This window comes from uncultured Rothia sp. (assembly GCF_916715725.1).
Taxonomy (GTDB): Bacteria; Actinomycetota; Actinomycetes; order Actinomycetales; family Micrococcaceae; genus Rothia.
The window spans coordinates 97,370-114,178 of record NZ_CAKAPD010000001.1 but is presented as its reverse complement, the minus strand read 5'-3'; the positions used below and the strand labels follow the sequence as shown (position 1 = coordinate 114,178).

Below are 16,809 nucleotides of genomic sequence, written 5' to 3'. Positions count from 1 at the left end.
TACAATAACTACGAACAAGGTAAGCAGACACGCAGGTCTGAGCGGATCAAGCGACGGGTCTCCCGACGAGATCGACTCGGCCAACCTCAAAACATCGGAGACCTGCTCTAACAGAAAGGCACACCACCATGGGCCAGATTTTCAGCCACCCCGCGACCATCATCGTCGTTATCCTCCTCATCGTCCTCCTCTTCGGCGCACCCAAGCTGCCCGGAATGGCACGCAGCCTCGGCCAGTCCATGCGCATCTTCAAGACCGAAGTTGAGGGCCTGAAGAACGATTCCAAGAAGGACCCCCGCGAGAAGGACGGCGAAGAGGTCGTCACCGCTGAGGTCGTAGACAACGGCAAGGACGGCAAGACCGAAACCAAGTAACGGTCCCGCCACCGACGCACCAAACCCGTGCCAGCCCACCGGCCGGCACGGGTTTTGCGGCACCACCCCATAAACACCCCACCAGACCCCCTCAGCCGAATCACACACGGCACCGACACCCAGAGGACACCACGTGGCAACACCCGACCAGGACGTGCGCAACCGCAAAATCAATCCTGAAGCACGCATGGAACTCAAGGAACACCTGCGCGAATTCCGCGACCGCTTCATCAAAGCGGCTATCGCAACCGTCATCGCAGCCATCATCGGTACGGTCTTCCTCTACCAGCCTTTCATTGAAATGATCTCTGCGCCCCTGCAACAGATCAACGCAGAAACCGGCCGCAACGCAAACCTGAACTACGGTAGCGTCGCATCTCCTTTCGACCAGCTGCTTAAGGTCGGTATGTACATCGGCTTGGTGATTGCTTCTCCCGTCTGGCTCTACCAGGCGCTGCGATTCCTGTTGCCGGCACTGCACACCAAGGAGAAGAAGTATCTCTTCGGCTTCCTCACCGCATCTATTTTCGCGTTTGCCTGCGGTGTCGCCATTTCGTACTTCACCCTCCCCGGCGTGGTCTACGCACTGCTGAAGTTCACCCCCGTCAACGAAAGTAACTACATTGACGCGGGCGTGTACATCTCCTTCATCCTGAAGTTCGTTGTGACGTTCTCCTGCGCCTTCATCATCCCCGTGATTCTGGTCGGCATTAACATGCTGGGCCTGATTCGCGGTAAGACCATCCTGAAGTCTTGGCGCTGGGTTGTTGTGCTCGTTGCGGTTATCGCAGCGCTGACTGCACCCGGTAGCGACATCATGATGATGTTCGTGCTCATGGCGCCGCTGCTGATTTTCTTCTTCGCAGCAATCCTCATCTGCATGATTAACGACAAGCGCCGCGACCGCAAGCTCGCAAAGCTGGCGCAGGGTGCAGACGAAGCAAGCCTGAACACCGCAACCAGCGCCGAAGACCTGGCGAAGATGGGTTACTTCGAGGACGAGAAGACTTCCTAATTCAATAGCTCGCTTTGAGCAACATCGCCGAAAGGGGCGGGGCACAGAATCTCTGTGCCCCGCCCCTTTCGCATATTCCACAAAAGGGTCTCGAGGCGCCCCGACGAAATTTTTGCAACGCCCGCCGGTACGTCCCCGCAGAAACGCAGCGTATATTGCGCCGAAACCGCGCAGCCGATGCGCTCGCTGTTCGCCCATACCGGATTAGTGCCCGTGCAGGATGCTTTCGGAAGGTGGGCGGTGGGCGAGCGGTTACACTGGACATACTATGAGCAAGCACCACGCACAGCACACTTCTACCGCTTCTAACGAGCAGACCGGCACCGACTACGCTGCCGCCTACGCCGCATCCCGAGAGCGCGCCGCCTACGCGAAGACCGCCCTCGGGGCTTTTGAGGCGTCCCTTGATTTTCCGCTGGATGATTTTCAGCGTCAGGCGTGTGCCGCGGTGGAGGCGGACCGCTCCGTCCTCGTTGCCGCACCCACCGGCGCCGGTAAGACCATCGTGGGCGAGTTCGGTATCTACCTGGCGCTGCGCCGCGGCATGAAGGCGTTCTACACGACCCCCATTAAGGCGCTGAGCAACCAGAAGTACCACGACTTTGTGCGCGCGTACGGTGAGGATTACGTGGGTCTGCTGACCGGCGATACGAGCATTAACACGGAAGCACCCGTGGTCGTGATGACCACCGAGGTGCTGCGCAACATGCTCTACGCCAATTCGACCACGCTGACCGGTCTGGGCTATGTGGTGATGGATGAGGTGCACTACCTGGCGGACCGTTTCCGTGGCGCGGTGTGGGAAGAGGCGATTATTCACCTTCCCGAGCATGTGAACGTTATTTCTCTGTCGGCGACGGTGTCGAACGTTGAGGAGTTCGGCGCGTGGCTGGATACGGTGCGCGGCGGCACGGACATCATTGTGTCTGAGCACCGCCCGGTGCCTCTGTGGCAGCACATGATGGTCGGTCACCGCGTGGTGGACCTGTTCGTACCCGAAGACAACTCCGCGCAGGGCAAGAACCACAACCAGGAGCCGGAGGAGAAGCTCTCCCGCAAGCAGGCGAAGAAGGCACAGAAGGCTAAGCAGCGCGGCGCAACCGTGGAGGCGGGCGCTAACCCGCTGCTTGCCGGTCTGCGTCTGAACCCGCAGCTGAAGGCGCTACGCCCCGGCTTCCGTTCCGCACCTGGCCGTGGCCGTTACGGTGGTAAGCGTGAACGTTTCCGTCACCGCCGTGAAGGCTGGCTGAATGAGACGTTCAGCAGCGGCTCGAACCGCCGCGATCGCTTCAGCAATAATCATTTCAGTAATGACCGGGACTTTGACGCGCGCGGCGAGCAGAAGCCTCTGCGCCCGCAGCGTATTACCCGCCCGGAAATGGTGCGCGCCCTCGACAAGCAGGGCCTGCTACCCGCCATCTGCTTTATCTTCTCCCGCGCCGGTTGCGACGGCGCCGTCAGCCAGTGCGTATCCGCCGACATTACGCTGACCACCCCTGAACAGCAGCAGACCATCCGCGCCTACATTGCCGAAGCGACAGCTCACCTGGACACCCGCGACCTGAACACCCTCGGCTACTACGAGTGGCGTGACGGCCTGATTCGCGGTATCGCCGCGCACCACGCGGGCCTACTGCCCCTGTTCAAGGAGGTTGTAGAAACCCTCTTCGCCCAGGGCCTGATCAAGCTGGTCTTCGCCACCGAAACCCTCGCACTGGGCATCAACATGCCCGCCCGCACCGTCATCCTGGAGAAACTCACCAAGTACAACGGCGAATCCCACGTGGACATCACCCCCGGCGAGTACACCCAGCTGACCGGACGCGCAGGCCGCCGCGGTATCGACATCGAAGGTCACGCCGTCGTCATGTGGCGCCCCGGCATGTCCCCGGAACACGTGGCAACCCTCGCCTCAACCCGCACCTACCCGCTGAACTCCTCATTCCGCCCCACCTACAACATGGCGGCAAACCTCATCGCCTCCTACGGCGCCGAACGCACCCGCAAAATCCTGGAATCCTCCTTCGCACAGTTCCAGGCAGACAAGTCGGTCGTGGGCGTCGCCTCCCGCGTACGCAAAAACGAAAGCGCCCTAGAAGGCTACCGTGAAGCCATGGCATGCCACCTGGGCGACTTCACCGAATACGTCCAGCTCAGCCGCCAGATCGCCGAACTGGAAAAGAAGGCATCCAAGAGCAACGAACGCCACGCACGCGCGCAGGCACACCACAGCATCCAACAGCTCCTACCCGGCGACATCATCTACATTCCGCACGGCCGCTCCCGCGGCTACGCAGTCGTCATCACCCGCTCCGACTCGCACGCCGACCCGCGCATCGGCATCATCACCGAGGACGCGCACCAGCGCACCGCCTCAACCCGCGACTTCGAAGGCGCCGTCGAACCGGTCTCACGCATCAAAATCCCCAAGCGCCTGAGCCTCAAAACCGCCAAGGAACGCCGCGACACCGCAAGCCGCATGCGCCAGGCACTCTACGACGGCCGCGCCCCGCGTGCGCTCGCACAGCAGAACATCCCGGCCCGTCAGAACAGCATTGACGCGCAGCTGGAGGCTCTGCAGGCTCAGCTGCGTAACCACCCGTGCCACGGCTGCTCCGACCGCGCAAACCACATGCGTTGGGCTGAACGCTGGCAGAAGCTCAACTCTGAAACGGAAGGGTTGCGCCGTCAGATTGCCCGCCGCACCAACACGATCGCGCAGGTCTTCAACCGCATTGCGCGTCTGCTGGAGAGCTACGGCTACGTCGAACGCACAGAGGATAACGAACTGTCGCTAACCACCGGCGGACAGGCTCTGCGCCGTATCTACGGCGAGCGCGACCTACTGACCGCCCTGTGCCTGGACGCGCACTTCCTCGACGGACTGGAGCCCGCCGCCATCGCGGCAACCGTCGCCGCACTAACCTACCAGGGTAAGCGCGACGCGGTGGAGTACCTGGCTCACTACCCGCACCCGTCCCTGCGCGCACCCATCGCGACGATTACGCAGCGCCTCGCCGACCTGAACGCAGCCGAGGAACAGTTCAAGGTCAACCCGACCCCGGCATGCGACTTTGGCCTGGTCGAACCCATGTACGCCTGGGCGAACGGCGCGCACCTCGCAAAGGCAATCGAGGACACCGGTCTTGCCGCCGGCGACTTCGTGCGCTGGGCAAAGCAGGTACTGGACGCCCTGGACCAGATCGCGCACATCCGTTCACTGGACCCGGTCATCCGCGCCCGCTGTGAAGAGGCAATCGAGGCGGTCCGCCGCGGCGTAGTCGCACTCGACGTCTAACCCGCACCTTCACAGAGTGCTACACCGCGCCCGATCGGTTCGGGCCACCACCCCCGCTACTGTGCATTGTTCTGCATCATCTAAGTTCCGCCTCATCTAAGGACGAACGAACTACCACAGGCAGCGGGGGTGCTTCTATACTCAAATGAGACGCTCAGCTAAGCTACGCGAGCACAATTGAAGTGCCCGCCCCGTGTGCGCTTTCGGCGCGCCTCAAAGGTGAAAGGAATCTAATGTCTACCCGTATTTTTGTAGATGGTAGCGTGTACAGCCCGGTCGACCCGTACGCAACCGCAATGCTCGTCGAAGACGGCTTCGTCCGCTGGGTTGGTTCCGATTCCGGGGCACGTTCAATTGCCGACGAATCAGCCACCATCACCGAACTCGACGGCGCCCTGCTGACCCCCACCTTTGCGCGCGCCCTAGCACCGGTAGCAGGCAAAGAAGCACCCGAAATCCTCGACTACCTGCAGGCATACCGCGCAGCCGGCTACCACACCCACACCCTACTCGCCGGCATGGAAGACGTACCCGACCTCGTCTCCGCACTCAGCTACTACAGCGCCGAACACAGCGTACCCGACATCCGCCTCATCCTCAACGCCACCGGCGTAGAAACCGACGAACTCATCAGCGCCATCAAGGCACTACGCCCCCTCACCGAAGGCGAACGCGCCATCAAGGGCCTGCAGCTAGTCGGCATCTTTGTCGCACCCACCGAGGCACCCGCAGCAGCACAGGTCGCCGAAGACGCCGCACTCCTGCTCTCCATCGACGCCTCCGCCGGATTCACCACCGCAGCCGAAGCCGCGCTCGCCGCACGCAAAACCCGCCCCTGGCTGCCCATCCGCCTCGACGCAGCAATCAGCACCCCGCAAGACCCCATCACCGACGAACACCTCACCCAGCTGGCAGAAGCACGCATCAACCTGGGCCTGAGCGTCTGCGAACCCGAAGAAGACGAAGCCACCAACGACACCGTCCAAGCACTCCTCGCACACGCCGGGGGAGAAGCACGCGAGTCAGTAGCCTCCGTAGCCCGCCGCGCAAACGCAGCCGGCACCTCCATCGCCCTCGGCTCCGACACCCAACTCTATGCACCCGGCGCCTGGTCCCTCATCCGCGAACTCGTCAACGACGAACACGGCATCTCCGCACGCAGCGCCTTCGCCGCCCTCACACGCGGCGTATACCGCCTAGCCCACGAAGAAAACCCCTTCACCGGCCAGTTCGCACCCGACACCCCCGCATACGTAGCACAATGGCGCGTCGAAGCCCTCATGGTCCAAGCACCCGACTCCCGCGTCGCATCGTGGAGCACCGACCCCCGCGCTCGCATTCCGTTGCTTCCGGTGCTGGATGAGGATTCGCCTCTGCCCATTCTGGAATCTATTTACACTGAAAGTAACTAGTTTTTTAGCTTGTCAACACCTTTTTAGGCGGTTTAGGGGCAGTGGAAGCCCCCGAGGATTCAGGTGCCCGCATGTTTACCCGGTATACTGGATACCTACACTGCCTGTTTTATATGCACCTGTGAGGGAGTAATATGCGCGTTCTAACTGTCATCCCGACGTATAACGAGAAGGAGAACCTGCCCATCGTGGTAGAGCGTCTTCGCAAGGCAGCTCCCGAGGTGGACATTCTCGTGGTGGATGATAACAGCCCCGACGGCACCGGCCAGATTGCTGATGAGCTGTCTGCTAAGGATTCCCAGATTCACGTTCTGCACCGCACCGTTAAGGACGGTCTGGGTGGCGCATACCTCGCTGGCTTCGATTGGGGCCTTGAGGCAGGCTACGACATTCTGATTGAAATGGACGCTGACTGCTCGCACCAGCCTGAGCAGCTTCCTTCCCTGGTTCGTGCAGTGGAGGCGGGCGCTGACCTGGCTATTGGTTCGCGTTACGTTCCCGGCGGCAAGACCAAGAACTGGCCGGCTCACCGCCAGATTCTCTCTCGCGGCGCTAACCTGTACACCCGCCTGATTCTGGGCACTTCCATCAAGGACATTACCGCTGGTTTCCGTGCGTACCGCCGTGACGCTCTGCAGCGCCTGAACCTGGACGGTATTGACTCGAAGGGTTACGTGTTCCAGGTGGATTTGGCGTGGCGTTCTGAGCAGGCTGGTCTGAATATTGTTGAGGTTCCGATTACTTTCGTTGAGCGTGAGATTGGCGCTTCGAAGATGGACGGCAACATCATCTTTGACTCGATGTCTAAGGTGACTCGCTGGGGTCTGACCAACCGTGTTCAGAAGCTGAAGAAGGCTCTGGGCAAGTAAAACATCCCTCGTTCTGAGACTTATACGAAAGGCCGGGGCGGATACATAACGTATCCGCCCCGGCCTTTTTCTGTTTTCTCTGGCGCTCTTTCCTGGCTCACGTACCGACGAAGCCACCACCAAAACAAAGAAAGCCCGCTCAGAGCGCAAGTGGCTCTTAGCGGGCTTCTACAGCCTTTCTACGGCGTGTCTACGGTGCTTTTAGAGCGCGTAGTGCTTGCGGTAGTATTCCAGGCGGTCTTCCAGAGTCTTTTCCAGCTCTTCGATGCTGCGGCGTTCCATGAGCATGTCCCAGTGGGTACGTGCGGGCTTCTCTTCTTCGGCGTCTGCGGTGGAGTCGCCGTTGACGAGGTATGCTTCCTTGCCGGACTTTGCGGTCCATACCGAGGGGATTTCTGCTTCTGCCGCGAAGGTCACGAAAACGCGGTCACCGTCGGCGGTACGGTATTCGACGCGCTGGCGGGGCGCGGGCTGTACGTTCGATTCGGTTTCCATCGACTGGGAACCCAGGCGCATACCGCGCAGGCTACGATCGCTCATTTTTCCTCCAGTGTCGTCGGGTGCGCTCTTTGGCGCTTTAGGCATAACGTTGGGCGGGGGAGAGCTATTCCCTCGAACGTTTACAAAACATCCATTATATCGGTAATAGTCTCCACCCGCCCAGCGTGGTGGTGTTTATTCGGCGTGATTTTTGGTGATTCACGCCTTTTTATGCGTTAGTTTTCGCGTTTAGCCGTTGATGCCGTAGCTTCCGGGTGCCTGCGGTGCGCTCTTGGGAGCCGCTGCTGCGGGCTTCTTCGGCGCGTCCGCAAGGTCGGATGCGGGCAGGGTGCCGAATGCGTTGCCCAGGCCGCGCAGTGCATCGCCCAGTTCGGTCGGGATGAACCAGAGCTTGTTGGCGTCGCCTTCGGCGAGCTTGGGCAGGGTCTGCAGGTACTGGTAGGTGAGCAGCTGCTGGCTGGGGTTAGATTCGTGGATTGCCGCGAAGACCTTCTGCACGGCTTCTGCTTCACCGTTTGCGCGCAGGATTGCGGACTGTGCGTCACCTTCTGCACGAAGGATCTGTGCCTGCTTTTCACCCTCTGCACGCAGGATGGCTGCGCGGGATTCACCTTCTGCGGTCAGGATGTCGGACTGCTTCTGGCCTTCTGCGGTGAGGATTGCGGCGCGGCGGTCACGCTCTGCACGCATCTGCTTCTCCATGGAGTCCTGGATGGATACCGGGGGCTGGATTTCCTTGATGTCCACGCGGGAGACGCGCAGGCCCCAGCGGCCGGTGGTTGAGTCGAGTACGCCTCGCAGCTCCGCGTTAATCTGGTCGCGAGAGGTGAGGGTCTGCTCCAGGTTCAGGCCACCAACGACGTTACGCAGGGTTGCGCTGGTCAGCTCGTCCACGGCGCGAATGTAGTTGGTGATTTCGTAGGTTGCCGAGCGAGGGTCGGTGACCTGGAAGTACACGACGGTGTCGATGCCGACCACGAGGTTGTCTTCGGTAATCACGGACTGCGAGGGGAAGGAAACCACCTGTTCGCGCAGGTCGATGAGGGGCAGCACGCGGTCAACTACGGGGATGACGATGTGCAGGCCGGGGTTGAGAACGGCGTGGAACTTGCCCAGTCGTTCGACGATGCCGGCTCGTCCCTGCGGGATGACGCGCACGGTCTTTGCGAGCATCGTCAGCACGAAGAGGATGAGTAGGACCGTCAGAATAAGGCTGATAGGCATTGTTTCTCCTTATCGGTGAGTTATATGGTGTGTTTTTAGGGTATCTGAATTGGTATTTGGAGCCGGTATTCAGATGGGTCTTAGGCGTGGGGGAGAGGCTCTACGATTGCGGTAGCGCCTTCAATGGCTCGTACCCTCGCGTGTGATCCTGCAGGGAGCGTTCCGGAGGCGGTGCGTGCCGTCCAGGTGTCGCCAGCTAGTACCACCAAACCGGTCTCACTAGTCACATCTTGAGTGATGCGCACCTCAGCACCAATGAGTGCTTCAGCATTAGTAACAGCGCCGGTGGCTGATTTATTGAGCTTCCTGAGCAGCGGCGGGCGCAAGCCAAGAACCAGAATCAGGCAGATCACCACGAAAATAACGGTTCGAATCAGCATGTTATCCACGAAGGGCGATATTGCTGCGGTGATGCCTGCGCTGATCGCCAGCATGAGAAAGAACAGGTCGAGGCTGAGCATTTCTATGACGGCGAAAACGAGGGCGAGTGCAACCCAGAGTGTCCAGGGTGTCTCAAAGAGCCAATCCACGAGTTTTCTCCTTTGATGTACATCAACCGGCGTGGTTGACGTTGAATCTGCATACGAGGCGACGACACCTTCGTGATGCGGGGTATATCCATTATTTCAGGTGGATTGAGTACAAGCGATAGTTCTGGTGACCGAATGAGGTTAATACATGAACTGTTAAGACTTTATTTGGATACGGGGAATCTCGGGTTCACTCTAGACCTCCCTAAAAAGCCGATAATATACATTATGTAAAGTAGACCTATTTTTCACTACCCCACCGGATACTCACCGATGCTTTTAGCGCTCTGGGTGGCGCGGGTCGAACCTGCGCTCCTCGTGATGCAATTACGCTGTTCTCGTCCATTGCTCAGGCTCCGCGCGCCTCACGCCTTTCTTGGCACCCAGCTGCGCGCTCCAATGCTCCGAACCTTTGGGCTCCTCAGTATGCCCCTCAGTGGCTCACATTAAACGACAAACACCCGAGACCCCAGCTCCACACCTTTCGGTGCGCTCTGTTCGTCTCGGGTGTCTACTATCGATTTTCTGGAGCTTTACGCTTCTGCGTGCTTTTCGCTGAACTCTACCCATGCGTTGAGCACACGCTCCGCTGCACCGGATGCAATAGATTCACGTGCATCAGCCAAAGCCTGAGTGAAGCGGGTCTCAAAGCTCTCACCGTTGACCGGGCGGTACGCCACTAGGCCTGCGGCCGCGTTGATGAGCACAGCGTCGTGAATAGCGCGCAGCGGGCTCTTCTGGGCCTCGCCCTCCCCCGCCAAAATGGCACGGAAAACGCCCGCGTTGTACTCAGCGTCGCCGCCACGCAGCTGCTCCAGCGGTGCGTTCTGCAGACCATACTCGGTCGGGTCAAAACGGTACTCGGTCAGTTCGCCGTCTACAGCCTCCCACAGGCGGCTGGTGGTGGCGATGGTCAGCTCATCCAGGCCGTCATCACCGCGGAAAATCAGGGCGTGATCACCGCGCTCCGCGAAGACGTGAGCCATTTTCTCAGCCATGACCGGGTTAGCAACACCGATAGCCGAGGACTTCACGCGAGCCGGGTTCGTCATGGGACCCAGGTAGTTAAACGCGGTCGGAATGCCCAGCAGGCGGCGGGTCGGGCCCACGTGGCGCATTGCCGGGTGGAAGGTCATCGCAAACAGGAACGTGATGCCGGTCTCGCGAGCGCATTCGGCGACTGCGGGAATGGGCATGTCGAGGCGGATTCCGAGGGCTTCGAGGACGTCTGCGGAGCCGGATTTGGAGGTGGAGGCGCGGTTGCCGTGCTTGACGACGGTGGCGCCGGTGCCTGCGATGACGAGGGCAGCCATGGTGGAGATGTTGACGGTGTTTTGCTGGTCGCCGCCGGTGCCGACGATGTCTACGGCGTGGGGGTCGATGTCGACGGTTTCGGCTTTGGCGATCATGCCGGCTGCGAGTGCGCCGAGTTCTTCGGGGGTTTCGCCTTTGGAGTGGAGGGCGGTGAGGAAGGATGCGAGGATGGGCTGTTCGGTTTGGCCGGTCATGATGTGGTCCATTGCCCAGGCGACTTCGGTGTCGGTGAGGTTTTGGTGTTTGACGAGCTGGTTGAGGATGTATTTCCAGGTGATTTCGTGCGTAGTCATGTGTTAAGTGTAAAACCCCCGCCGCGTATCTGCATGGTTGGGTGCAGTATGCGAGACGGGGGTTTGTTAGGTGTGTTGCGCTTTAGTGGCGCGTGGTGGGTGCCTTCGGTTTAGTGGAAGGAGTCACCGCATGCGCAGGAGCCTGCTGCGTTGGGGTTGTCGATGGAGAAGCCCTGCTTTTCGATGGTGTCTTCGAAGTCGATGGTGGAGCCTTCGAGGTAGGGTGCGCTCATCTTGTCAACGATGACTTCTACGCCGTCGAAGTTGCGGACTGCGTCGCCGTCGAGGACGCGCTCGTCGAAGTAGAGCTGGTAGATGAGGCCGGAGCAGCCGCCGGGCTGGACGGCGATGCGCAGGCGCAGGTCGGTGCGGCCTTCCTGTTCGAGGAGGGTGCGGACCTTGGTCTGTGCTACTTCGGTGAGGTTGACGCCGTGGGTCGGCAGTTCGGTGGTGGTTTCGCTCATTGGTGTTGTCCTTTTGTTTGGTTGGTTGCCCGTGTGCGCCGCGTGTGGGTGCGTGTGGGCGTTTTAGCCTTCACGATACGCGCCGGGTGGAGCTGAGCACAACCTAGGGTGTGCATAGTTCGCCGGGGGCGTGAGTGTTTGCGTGGGGGCTTGACATGTAATTCTGCTTCTAGGATACCGAAAAAGTGGGGGTTGGGGTTTGTGACCCTTCTCCCCCACTTTTTGTGGATGTTTTTAGCGAGCGCCGAGTGCGCTGAGCAGTAGCGCCTCCGCGAGGATTGCGTTCTTGAAGTCCGGGATGTAGAGGGACTCGTTGGCGCTGTGTGCGCGGGTGTCGGGGTCTTCTACGCCGGTGACGAGGATTTGTGCCTGCGGGAAGACGTCCTTGAGGTCGGAGATGAACGGGATGGAGCCGCCCATGCCGGTCTGCACGGGTTCGACGTCCCATGCGGCGCGCATTGCGTCGAGGGCGGTTTGTGCGCCGTCTGCGTCGACTTCGGTGGCGAAGGGCATGCCGGAGTCAACGGCGGTGTAGTTCGCCTGCGCGCCGTGGGGTGCGTGTGCTTTGATGTGTTCGGCGAGTGCGCGGTGTGCGTTTTCGGGGTTGTCGCCGGGTGCTAGGCGGGTGCTGATGCGTGCGCGGGATACGACGGCAAGGGTGTTGGAGGAGGTTGCGATGGAGGGGATGTCCATGCCGATGACGGAGATTGCCGGCTGGGTCCACAGGCGGGAGGCAACGCTACCGGTGCCTGCTAGGGGTACGGTGTCGAGGATGCCGGAATCGTTGCGGAAGTCTGCTTCGGCGTATTCGAGTTCGGGTTCGGGCGCGCGGTGCAGGCCTTCGACGGCTACGGCGCCGGTGGCGTCGTGCAGGGTGGCGAGTAGCTGCGCCATGAGGGTGTGGGCGTCGAGCATGGGGCCGCCGAACATGCCGGAGTGGATGGCGTGGCTGCCGACGCGTACTTCGATGTCGCCGGATGCGACGCCGCGCAGGCTGGTGGTCAGGGCGGGTACGCCGGCGCGCCAGTTGGCGGAGTCTGCGACGACAATGTAGTCGGCGGACAGTTCTTCACGGTAGGTGTTGAGGAAGGAGACGAAGGAGGGCGAGCCTGCCTCTTCTTCACCCTCGATGAAGAGCTTTACGCCGAGCTTGAAGTCTTCGCCGAGAGTTTCGTTGAGGGCTGCGAGCGCGGCGAGGTGCACGAGGATGCCTGCCTTGTCGTCTGCTGCGCCGCGTCCGTAGAGGCGGTCACCCTTACGGGTTGCGACGAAGGGGTCGGTGTCCCACAGGTCGAGGTCGCCGGCGGGCTGCACGTCGTGGTGGGCGTAGAGCAGGATGGTCGGGTAGCCTTCTGCGGCGGGGCGGGAGGCGATGACGGCGGGCATGCCCTGCTTTTCGGTGCCGTCTGCGGTGGTGTAGGTGGCGCGTTCGATGCGTACGTTGTTGAAGCCTGCCTTGGTTGCGAGCGCGGCGACTGCCTCGGCGCTGCGGTCTACCTGGGTGAGGTCGTGCGATTCCCAGGCGATGGAGGGAATGGCGACGAGCTCGGTGAGGGTCTGCAGGGTTGCTTCGAAGTTTTTAGTGACGGCGGCGCTGAGGGCGCTGTGGTGGGTGAATTCAGTAGTCATGTTTCTACCTTACCCCCACCTTGTCCCCGCCTTGGCCCCAACCGCCGGGTGGTTGGGGTTGTTTCAGTTGCTGGTGTGGGCTTGTGGGGGCGGGTTTGATGTGTACCGTTCGGGTATGATGGGAGGGTGTTTGGTCGTAAGAAAGAGAAGGCTGAAGCGGAAGCTGTTCAGCCGCAGGTTGTAGAGGAGCCTCAGGCTCCGGTTAATCCGAAGTTCACCCCGAAGAAGGGCCGTCCTACTCCTTCGCGTAAGGAGCAGCAGGCGGCTCGTCGTCAGCCTCTGGTTGTTAATGACCGTAAGGAGGCGAAGGCTCGTGAACGTGAGGCGATGGCGAAGGCTCGTGAGCGTCAGAATGATGCGTTGATGGGTGGCGATCAGCGTTACCTGCCCGCCGTGGACCGTGGTGCGCAGCGCCGTTATATCCGTGATTATGTGGATGCGCGCCGTAACCTTGGCGATTTCATGCTGGCTGTGCTGCTGGTTCTGCTCATTGGTGGCTGGATTGCTCAGGGTGTGTCTGGTACGTCTTCTGCGGCGGCGCCGATTTATTACGGTTCCGTGTACGCAATGTATGCGCTGATGATTCTGTGGGTTGTTGACTACTTCATTTTGTGGCGCAGCCTGAAGAAGAAGCTGATTGCGAAGTTCGGCGAGGTTCAGCGCGGTTCTGGCATGTATGCGTTTAACCGTATGATGATGATTCGTCGTATGCGCCGCCCGGTTCCGATGGTGAAGTACGGCGAGTACCCGCGCTAAGTCGTTAGTGCCTTGTAGGTGCTTGGGGAGAGGTCCTGATGGTTCAGGCCTCTCCCCTATTTTTATGTTCTTACGCGAAAAGCCACATGTGTTTCGAAAAGCTACTTCTTTAGTGGCTTTTCGAAACACATGTGGCTTCTGGGTGAATGTATCGAGGTTAGACGCCGGTACGGTTAGGCTTCGATTCGGGAGTAGAGGATCTGCCACCTGCCGTCGCGGTGTTCGAGGGCGAATGTGTAGATCTCTTCTTCCTTGTCGCTGCTCCAGGTTTCTTGGCGGCCGTCGGGTTCTACCTCGGTGTGTTTGTCCCATTCGTGGCTGGTTTTCAGGTAGTAGGTTTGATGGTCGTCGGTCCTGGGTATGCCTTCGGGTTCGAAGTGTTCGATGCCGTCGATGACCCAGCCGCCGCGCTGGTAGAGTGCTTCTATTTCGCGGTAGATTTTGAGTTCTCCGTCGTTTGAGGTGGAGAGGAATTCGCGTGCTTTGCTGTAGTCGCCGGTTTGCACGCCGTAGTTAATCCATTGGTTCCAGGCGTCCATGGTTTTGAGGATGCCGTCGGGGGTCTTTGCGCGGTATCCGTTTTCGGGGGCGTTGGGTTTGGGGACGTTCTGGGCGGGGCCCTTTGCATCGGCCTTGCGGTATTCGCCGCTACCGGCATTGTTGCTGGTGCTGTTGCTTGAGCTGCTGCTGGTGGCAGGCGTGCCGGAGGCTGTGGATCCGTCTCCTGCAGTTGTGATGTCGTGCGGCACGCAGGCGGCGAGTAGGGCGCTGAGGCTGAGGAGAGTGCCTCCGGTCAGCATTGAGCGGCGGTTCGGCATGTTGGGGTTCATGGTTGGTCCTCCACATCGTTGTAGTGCATGGTCTCCCGCTTATCTCCATTATGCGCGAGCGCGCGCTGGGAAACTGTCATTGCTCCCAGCGCGCGTGGCGGCCTATCTTCTGGAAAGATGAGACTGTTCAAATTAAATAAATAGTGGAGTCCGAAAATATTTAAAATTTCGGACTCCACTATTTACAATTTAAATTATACTGCGGAAATAAAATCAACTAATTTACGATTTTTACTAATCTCACCTTTTTCGACATCTGGATACTTACTCTCAAATTTCTCTAAAGCTTTATTTAACCTGTTATATGCTTTGACATAGAAGCTGTCAAAATCAGAAGACAGATATTTCTCCACGTTCCTATTTACAACATTTTCATTCTTGCCACTCGTGTATACACGCATACTTTCGACCGAACTTGCATCACAACTTGAACTATTAAGAGAGGATATAAATTCGATAAACAACGCATATAAAATGTGCCACTTATATCGCTTATTTTTATTACGCTCATCCTTATCCTTCATATTTTTTGCATTTGTTCGATTCAATAAATCCGCATACATTTTCGCGACCAAATAGTAGGAGGCTCTATTGTGGTAAGCAGAAAATACTTTACGCTTATCCTCCACCGTATCCGGACACTCGAGATACCCCTTAATGGTCTGCGGGCTACGAGCAGCCAAGTTAGGTTCTCGCAGATAAACGCTACAAAAAGCTCTCATAAGGGAATCAAGATTCACATACTCATAATCTGTCTTGGAGGAGCCTTCAAGCCTTTCATATAATAGCTTCTGGTCAGACCTTCCATTGAAATAGGCCTCCAGATTCTTATGGAATTGAGTTCTCGACTCAAGATTTAGATTCTTAATAGCATTTTGCTTATTTGTTGACTCAGTAATACTTGAAACCACATCTTCATCTGAGCTACTAACAATTCTGACCGGGACGCATATAGAAGATACCATCTTATCAATTTGCTCATTAAGATCCTTGAATTTTACAATATTTTCATCAATGCTAAAATACTCATCCTGAGTAATCTTACCCTCTTTGAAAGCATCTTTCAGTGCTTTGTCTATATCGTCAAGGTGACCTCCCCTGTAACATGAAGGGATTTTTGATTCAAACTTTCTCAATTCACTCATTCTCTCATTATAATATTCACTCAGAATATGACTCGTCTGACAGCCATTAACAATGCTGTAGTTGGTGATTTTCATCTTGTTATTGGGGAGACGAACAGCCTCATCCGTAATTATAGTAACTCCATTATTACGAGCAAAAAACAGGTGACCTCCTGAATTACTATTTAGTGAATCTTTAATCGACTTATTAATTTTTGTTCCACCTATATAACTACGAACATTATCATAAAAAACACTGGGCTTAATTCTGTTATCTTCATCATGGATTATCTTCAGATACTCTTCCAGTGGCAGATATCCAAAATCAATGCTCTCAACAGATTGATCGTCCTTTACAGGCGTAAACGATTGCAAAGTCGACCCATCAAATACAGCTTCTGACCTATTATGAAGCTTCCTGTACATATCAAGCAGTTTTTCAGGGCCTACTATTTCGTACGTGTGTACTTTATAGAATCCTGAAATATTGTTTAGCGAATTTAGTGCTGCATCACGTTTTGCCAGCATTCCTGCCGGAACAGACTGCTCAGCGTGTGAATCAGCGGCCGTAACAAAATATAGATATACTTCTGGTAACTTTTTTAGATTGTCTAAATCTTCAATTTCTGCTTTTAAATCTATGAAATCTTTGAATTTTTGAGAAGCACTACCCGTAACTTCTTTGGATATTCCGTTTTGATTAAGTGCAAACTGAACTCCTGCGGCAAAGTTGCTGATATGTGCGGTTAGACCTTTATAATCTCGCTGATTCTTTGCCTGAATAAATATATATTTTACATCTAATTCATTTCCTGAATTTTGAAAATTATCGATATCTGATGTTTTTGTTACCAGTTTTCCATTAATAATAATGGCTATTGAATCTATCCCCTGATCATTTGCTCCACCATTATGGATAGATTTAGGGTCGCGTATTTCATAGTCGCTATGTTTTGACGAAATGACATAACCAGTAAAGTATTCAAACAAATCATCTTCACTGCCGGTAGATATATTGAATTTTCTTGCAAAACTATTAATGCTAGATTTCAATAATGCATTCTTTTGATAGCCACTGCTAGAACTCATGTTTAATCTCCTTTGAATGTGTAGTGTGATGGTGCAATCGTCGGTGCTACACCACTCTGATAGTACTATCGCTCCATGTCAGAGTGC

General features: G+C 57.2%; 14 protein-coding genes. 6 read left to right on the top strand and 8 right to left on the bottom strand.

Annotated features, from left to right (window positions below; translation table 11 throughout):
• The first annotated feature begins 128 nt into the window (after positions 1 to 128).
• From tatA to QZ822_RS00395, 5 genes are all read left to right on the top strand, one after another.
• Complete coding sequence (tatA, locus tag QZ822_RS00415) at positions 129 to 374, top strand: Sec-independent protein translocase subunit TatA (protein WP_005506024.1); 246 nt, start codon at positions 129 to 131, stop codon at positions 372 to 374.
• 133 nt (positions 375 to 507) lie between these two features.
• On the top strand, positions 508 to 1,389 hold the full coding sequence (gene tatC, locus QZ822_RS00410) for a twin-arginine translocase subunit TatC (protein ID WP_294641768.1): 882 nt from the start codon (positions 508 to 510) through the stop codon (positions 1,387 to 1,389).
• A gap of 268 nt (positions 1,390 to 1,657) precedes the next feature.
• The gene (locus tag QZ822_RS00405) at positions 1,658 to 4,687 is read left to right on the top strand and encodes an RNA helicase (protein WP_294641766.1); all 3,030 of its coding nucleotides are present in this window, start codon (positions 1,658 to 1,660) and stop codon (positions 4,685 to 4,687) included.
• 233 nt (positions 4,688 to 4,920) lie between these two features.
• Positions 4,921 to 6,099 (top strand): amidohydrolase, encoded by a 1,179-nt coding sequence (locus QZ822_RS00400; protein WP_294641765.1) that lies wholly within the window; start codon positions 4,921 to 4,923, stop codon positions 6,097 to 6,099.
• A 134-nt stretch (positions 6,100 to 6,233) separates the two neighbouring features.
• Positions 6,234 to 6,968: a polyprenol monophosphomannose synthase gene (locus tag QZ822_RS00395; RefSeq protein WP_294641763.1), complete on the top strand. Its 735-nt coding sequence runs from the start codon at positions 6,234 to 6,236 to the stop codon at positions 6,966 to 6,968.
• A gap of 201 nt (positions 6,969 to 7,169) precedes the next feature.
• On the opposite strand, the gene QZ822_RS00390 is transcribed toward QZ822_RS00395, so the two are convergent.
• From QZ822_RS00390 to QZ822_RS00365, 6 genes are all read right to left on the bottom strand, one after another.
• Positions 7,170 to 7,508, bottom strand: a complete 339-nt coding sequence (locus QZ822_RS00390) for an RNA polymerase-binding protein RbpA (protein WP_005506034.1) — start codon at positions 7,506 to 7,508, stop codon at positions 7,170 to 7,172.
• A 189-nt stretch (positions 7,509 to 7,697) separates the two neighbouring features.
• A complete protein-coding gene (locus tag QZ822_RS00385) occupies positions 7,698 to 8,693 on the bottom strand; it encodes an SPFH domain-containing protein (RefSeq protein WP_294641761.1) in 996 nt (331 codons plus the stop codon).
• 80 nt (positions 8,694 to 8,773) lie between these two features.
• Positions 8,774 to 9,223 carry an NfeD family protein gene (locus QZ822_RS00380; protein WP_005506036.1) on the bottom strand — a complete coding sequence of 150 codons (450 nt, stop codon included), beginning with the start codon at positions 9,221 to 9,223 and terminating at the stop codon, positions 8,774 to 8,776.
• Between the two features lie 533 nt (positions 9,224 to 9,756).
• Positions 9,757 to 10,830 carry an anthranilate phosphoribosyltransferase gene (gene trpD / locus QZ822_RS00375; protein ID WP_294641759.1) on the bottom strand — a complete coding sequence of 358 codons (1,074 nt, stop codon included), beginning with the start codon at positions 10,828 to 10,830 and terminating at the stop codon, positions 9,757 to 9,759.
• A 110-nt stretch (positions 10,831 to 10,940) separates the two neighbouring features.
• Positions 10,941 to 11,294, bottom strand: a complete 354-nt coding sequence (locus QZ822_RS00370) for an iron-sulfur cluster assembly accessory protein (protein ID WP_049358261.1) — start codon at positions 11,292 to 11,294, stop codon at positions 10,941 to 10,943.
• 234 nt (positions 11,295 to 11,528) lie between these two features.
• Entirely contained in the window at positions 11,529 to 12,923 is a 1,395-nt protein-coding gene (locus QZ822_RS00365; protein WP_294641757.1) for a M20/M25/M40 family metallo-hydrolase, read from the bottom strand.
• A gap of 126 nt (positions 12,924 to 13,049) precedes the next feature.
• Between QZ822_RS00365 and QZ822_RS00360 the strand changes: the two genes are divergently transcribed.
• A complete protein-coding gene (locus QZ822_RS00360; RefSeq protein WP_219101443.1) occupies positions 13,050 to 13,679 on the top strand; it encodes a DUF3043 domain-containing protein in 630 nt (209 codons plus the stop codon).
• A 173-nt stretch (positions 13,680 to 13,852) separates the two neighbouring features.
• Here the strand turns inward: QZ822_RS00360 and QZ822_RS00355 are convergent, their stop codons facing one another.
• Complete coding sequence (locus QZ822_RS00355) at positions 13,853 to 14,509, bottom strand: DUF6318 family protein (protein ID WP_294641754.1); 657 nt, start codon at positions 14,507 to 14,509, stop codon at positions 13,853 to 13,855.
• A 194-nt stretch (positions 14,510 to 14,703) separates the two neighbouring features.
• Positions 14,704 to 16,722 (bottom strand): AIPR family protein, encoded by a 2,019-nt coding sequence (locus QZ822_RS00350; protein ID WP_294641752.1) that lies wholly within the window; start codon positions 16,720 to 16,722, stop codon positions 14,704 to 14,706.
• Between the last annotated feature and the right edge of the window lie 87 nt (positions 16,723 to 16,809).

Coding starts and splice junctions, on each gene's coding strand:
- tatA (WP_005506024.1), top strand. CDS start 129: ATGGGCCAGATTTTCAGCCACCCCGCGACCATCATCGTCGTTATCCTC.
- QZ822_RS00405 (WP_294641766.1), top strand. CDS start 1,658: ATGAGCAAGCACCACGCACAGCACACTTCTACCGCTTCTAACGAGCAG.
- QZ822_RS00400 (WP_294641765.1), top strand. CDS start 4,921: ATGTCTACCCGTATTTTTGTAGATGGTAGCGTGTACAGCCCGGTCGAC.
- QZ822_RS00395 (WP_294641763.1), top strand. CDS start 6,234: ATGCGCGTTCTAACTGTCATCCCGACGTATAACGAGAAGGAGAACCTG.
- QZ822_RS00390 (WP_005506034.1), bottom strand. CDS start 7,508: ATGAGCGATCGTAGCCTGCGCGGTATGCGCCTGGGTTCCCAGTCGATG.
- QZ822_RS00385 (WP_294641761.1), bottom strand. CDS start 8,693: ATGCCTATCAGCCTTATTCTGACGGTCCTACTCATCCTCTTCGTGCTG.
- trpD (WP_294641759.1), bottom strand. CDS start 10,830: ATGACTACGCACGAAATCACCTGGAAATACATCCTCAACCAGCTCGTC.
- QZ822_RS00370 (WP_049358261.1), bottom strand. CDS start 11,294: ATGAGCGAAACCACCACCGAACTGCCGACCCACGGCGTCAACCTCACC.
- QZ822_RS00365 (WP_294641757.1), bottom strand. CDS start 12,923: ATGACTACTGAATTCACCCACCACAGCGCCCTCAGCGCCGCCGTCACT.
- QZ822_RS00355 (WP_294641754.1), bottom strand. CDS start 14,509: ATGAACCCCAACATGCCGAACCGCCGCTCAATGCTGACCGGAGGCACT.
- QZ822_RS00350 (WP_294641752.1), bottom strand. CDS start 16,722: ATGAGTTCTAGCAGTGGCTATCAAAAGAATGCATTATTGAAATCTAGC.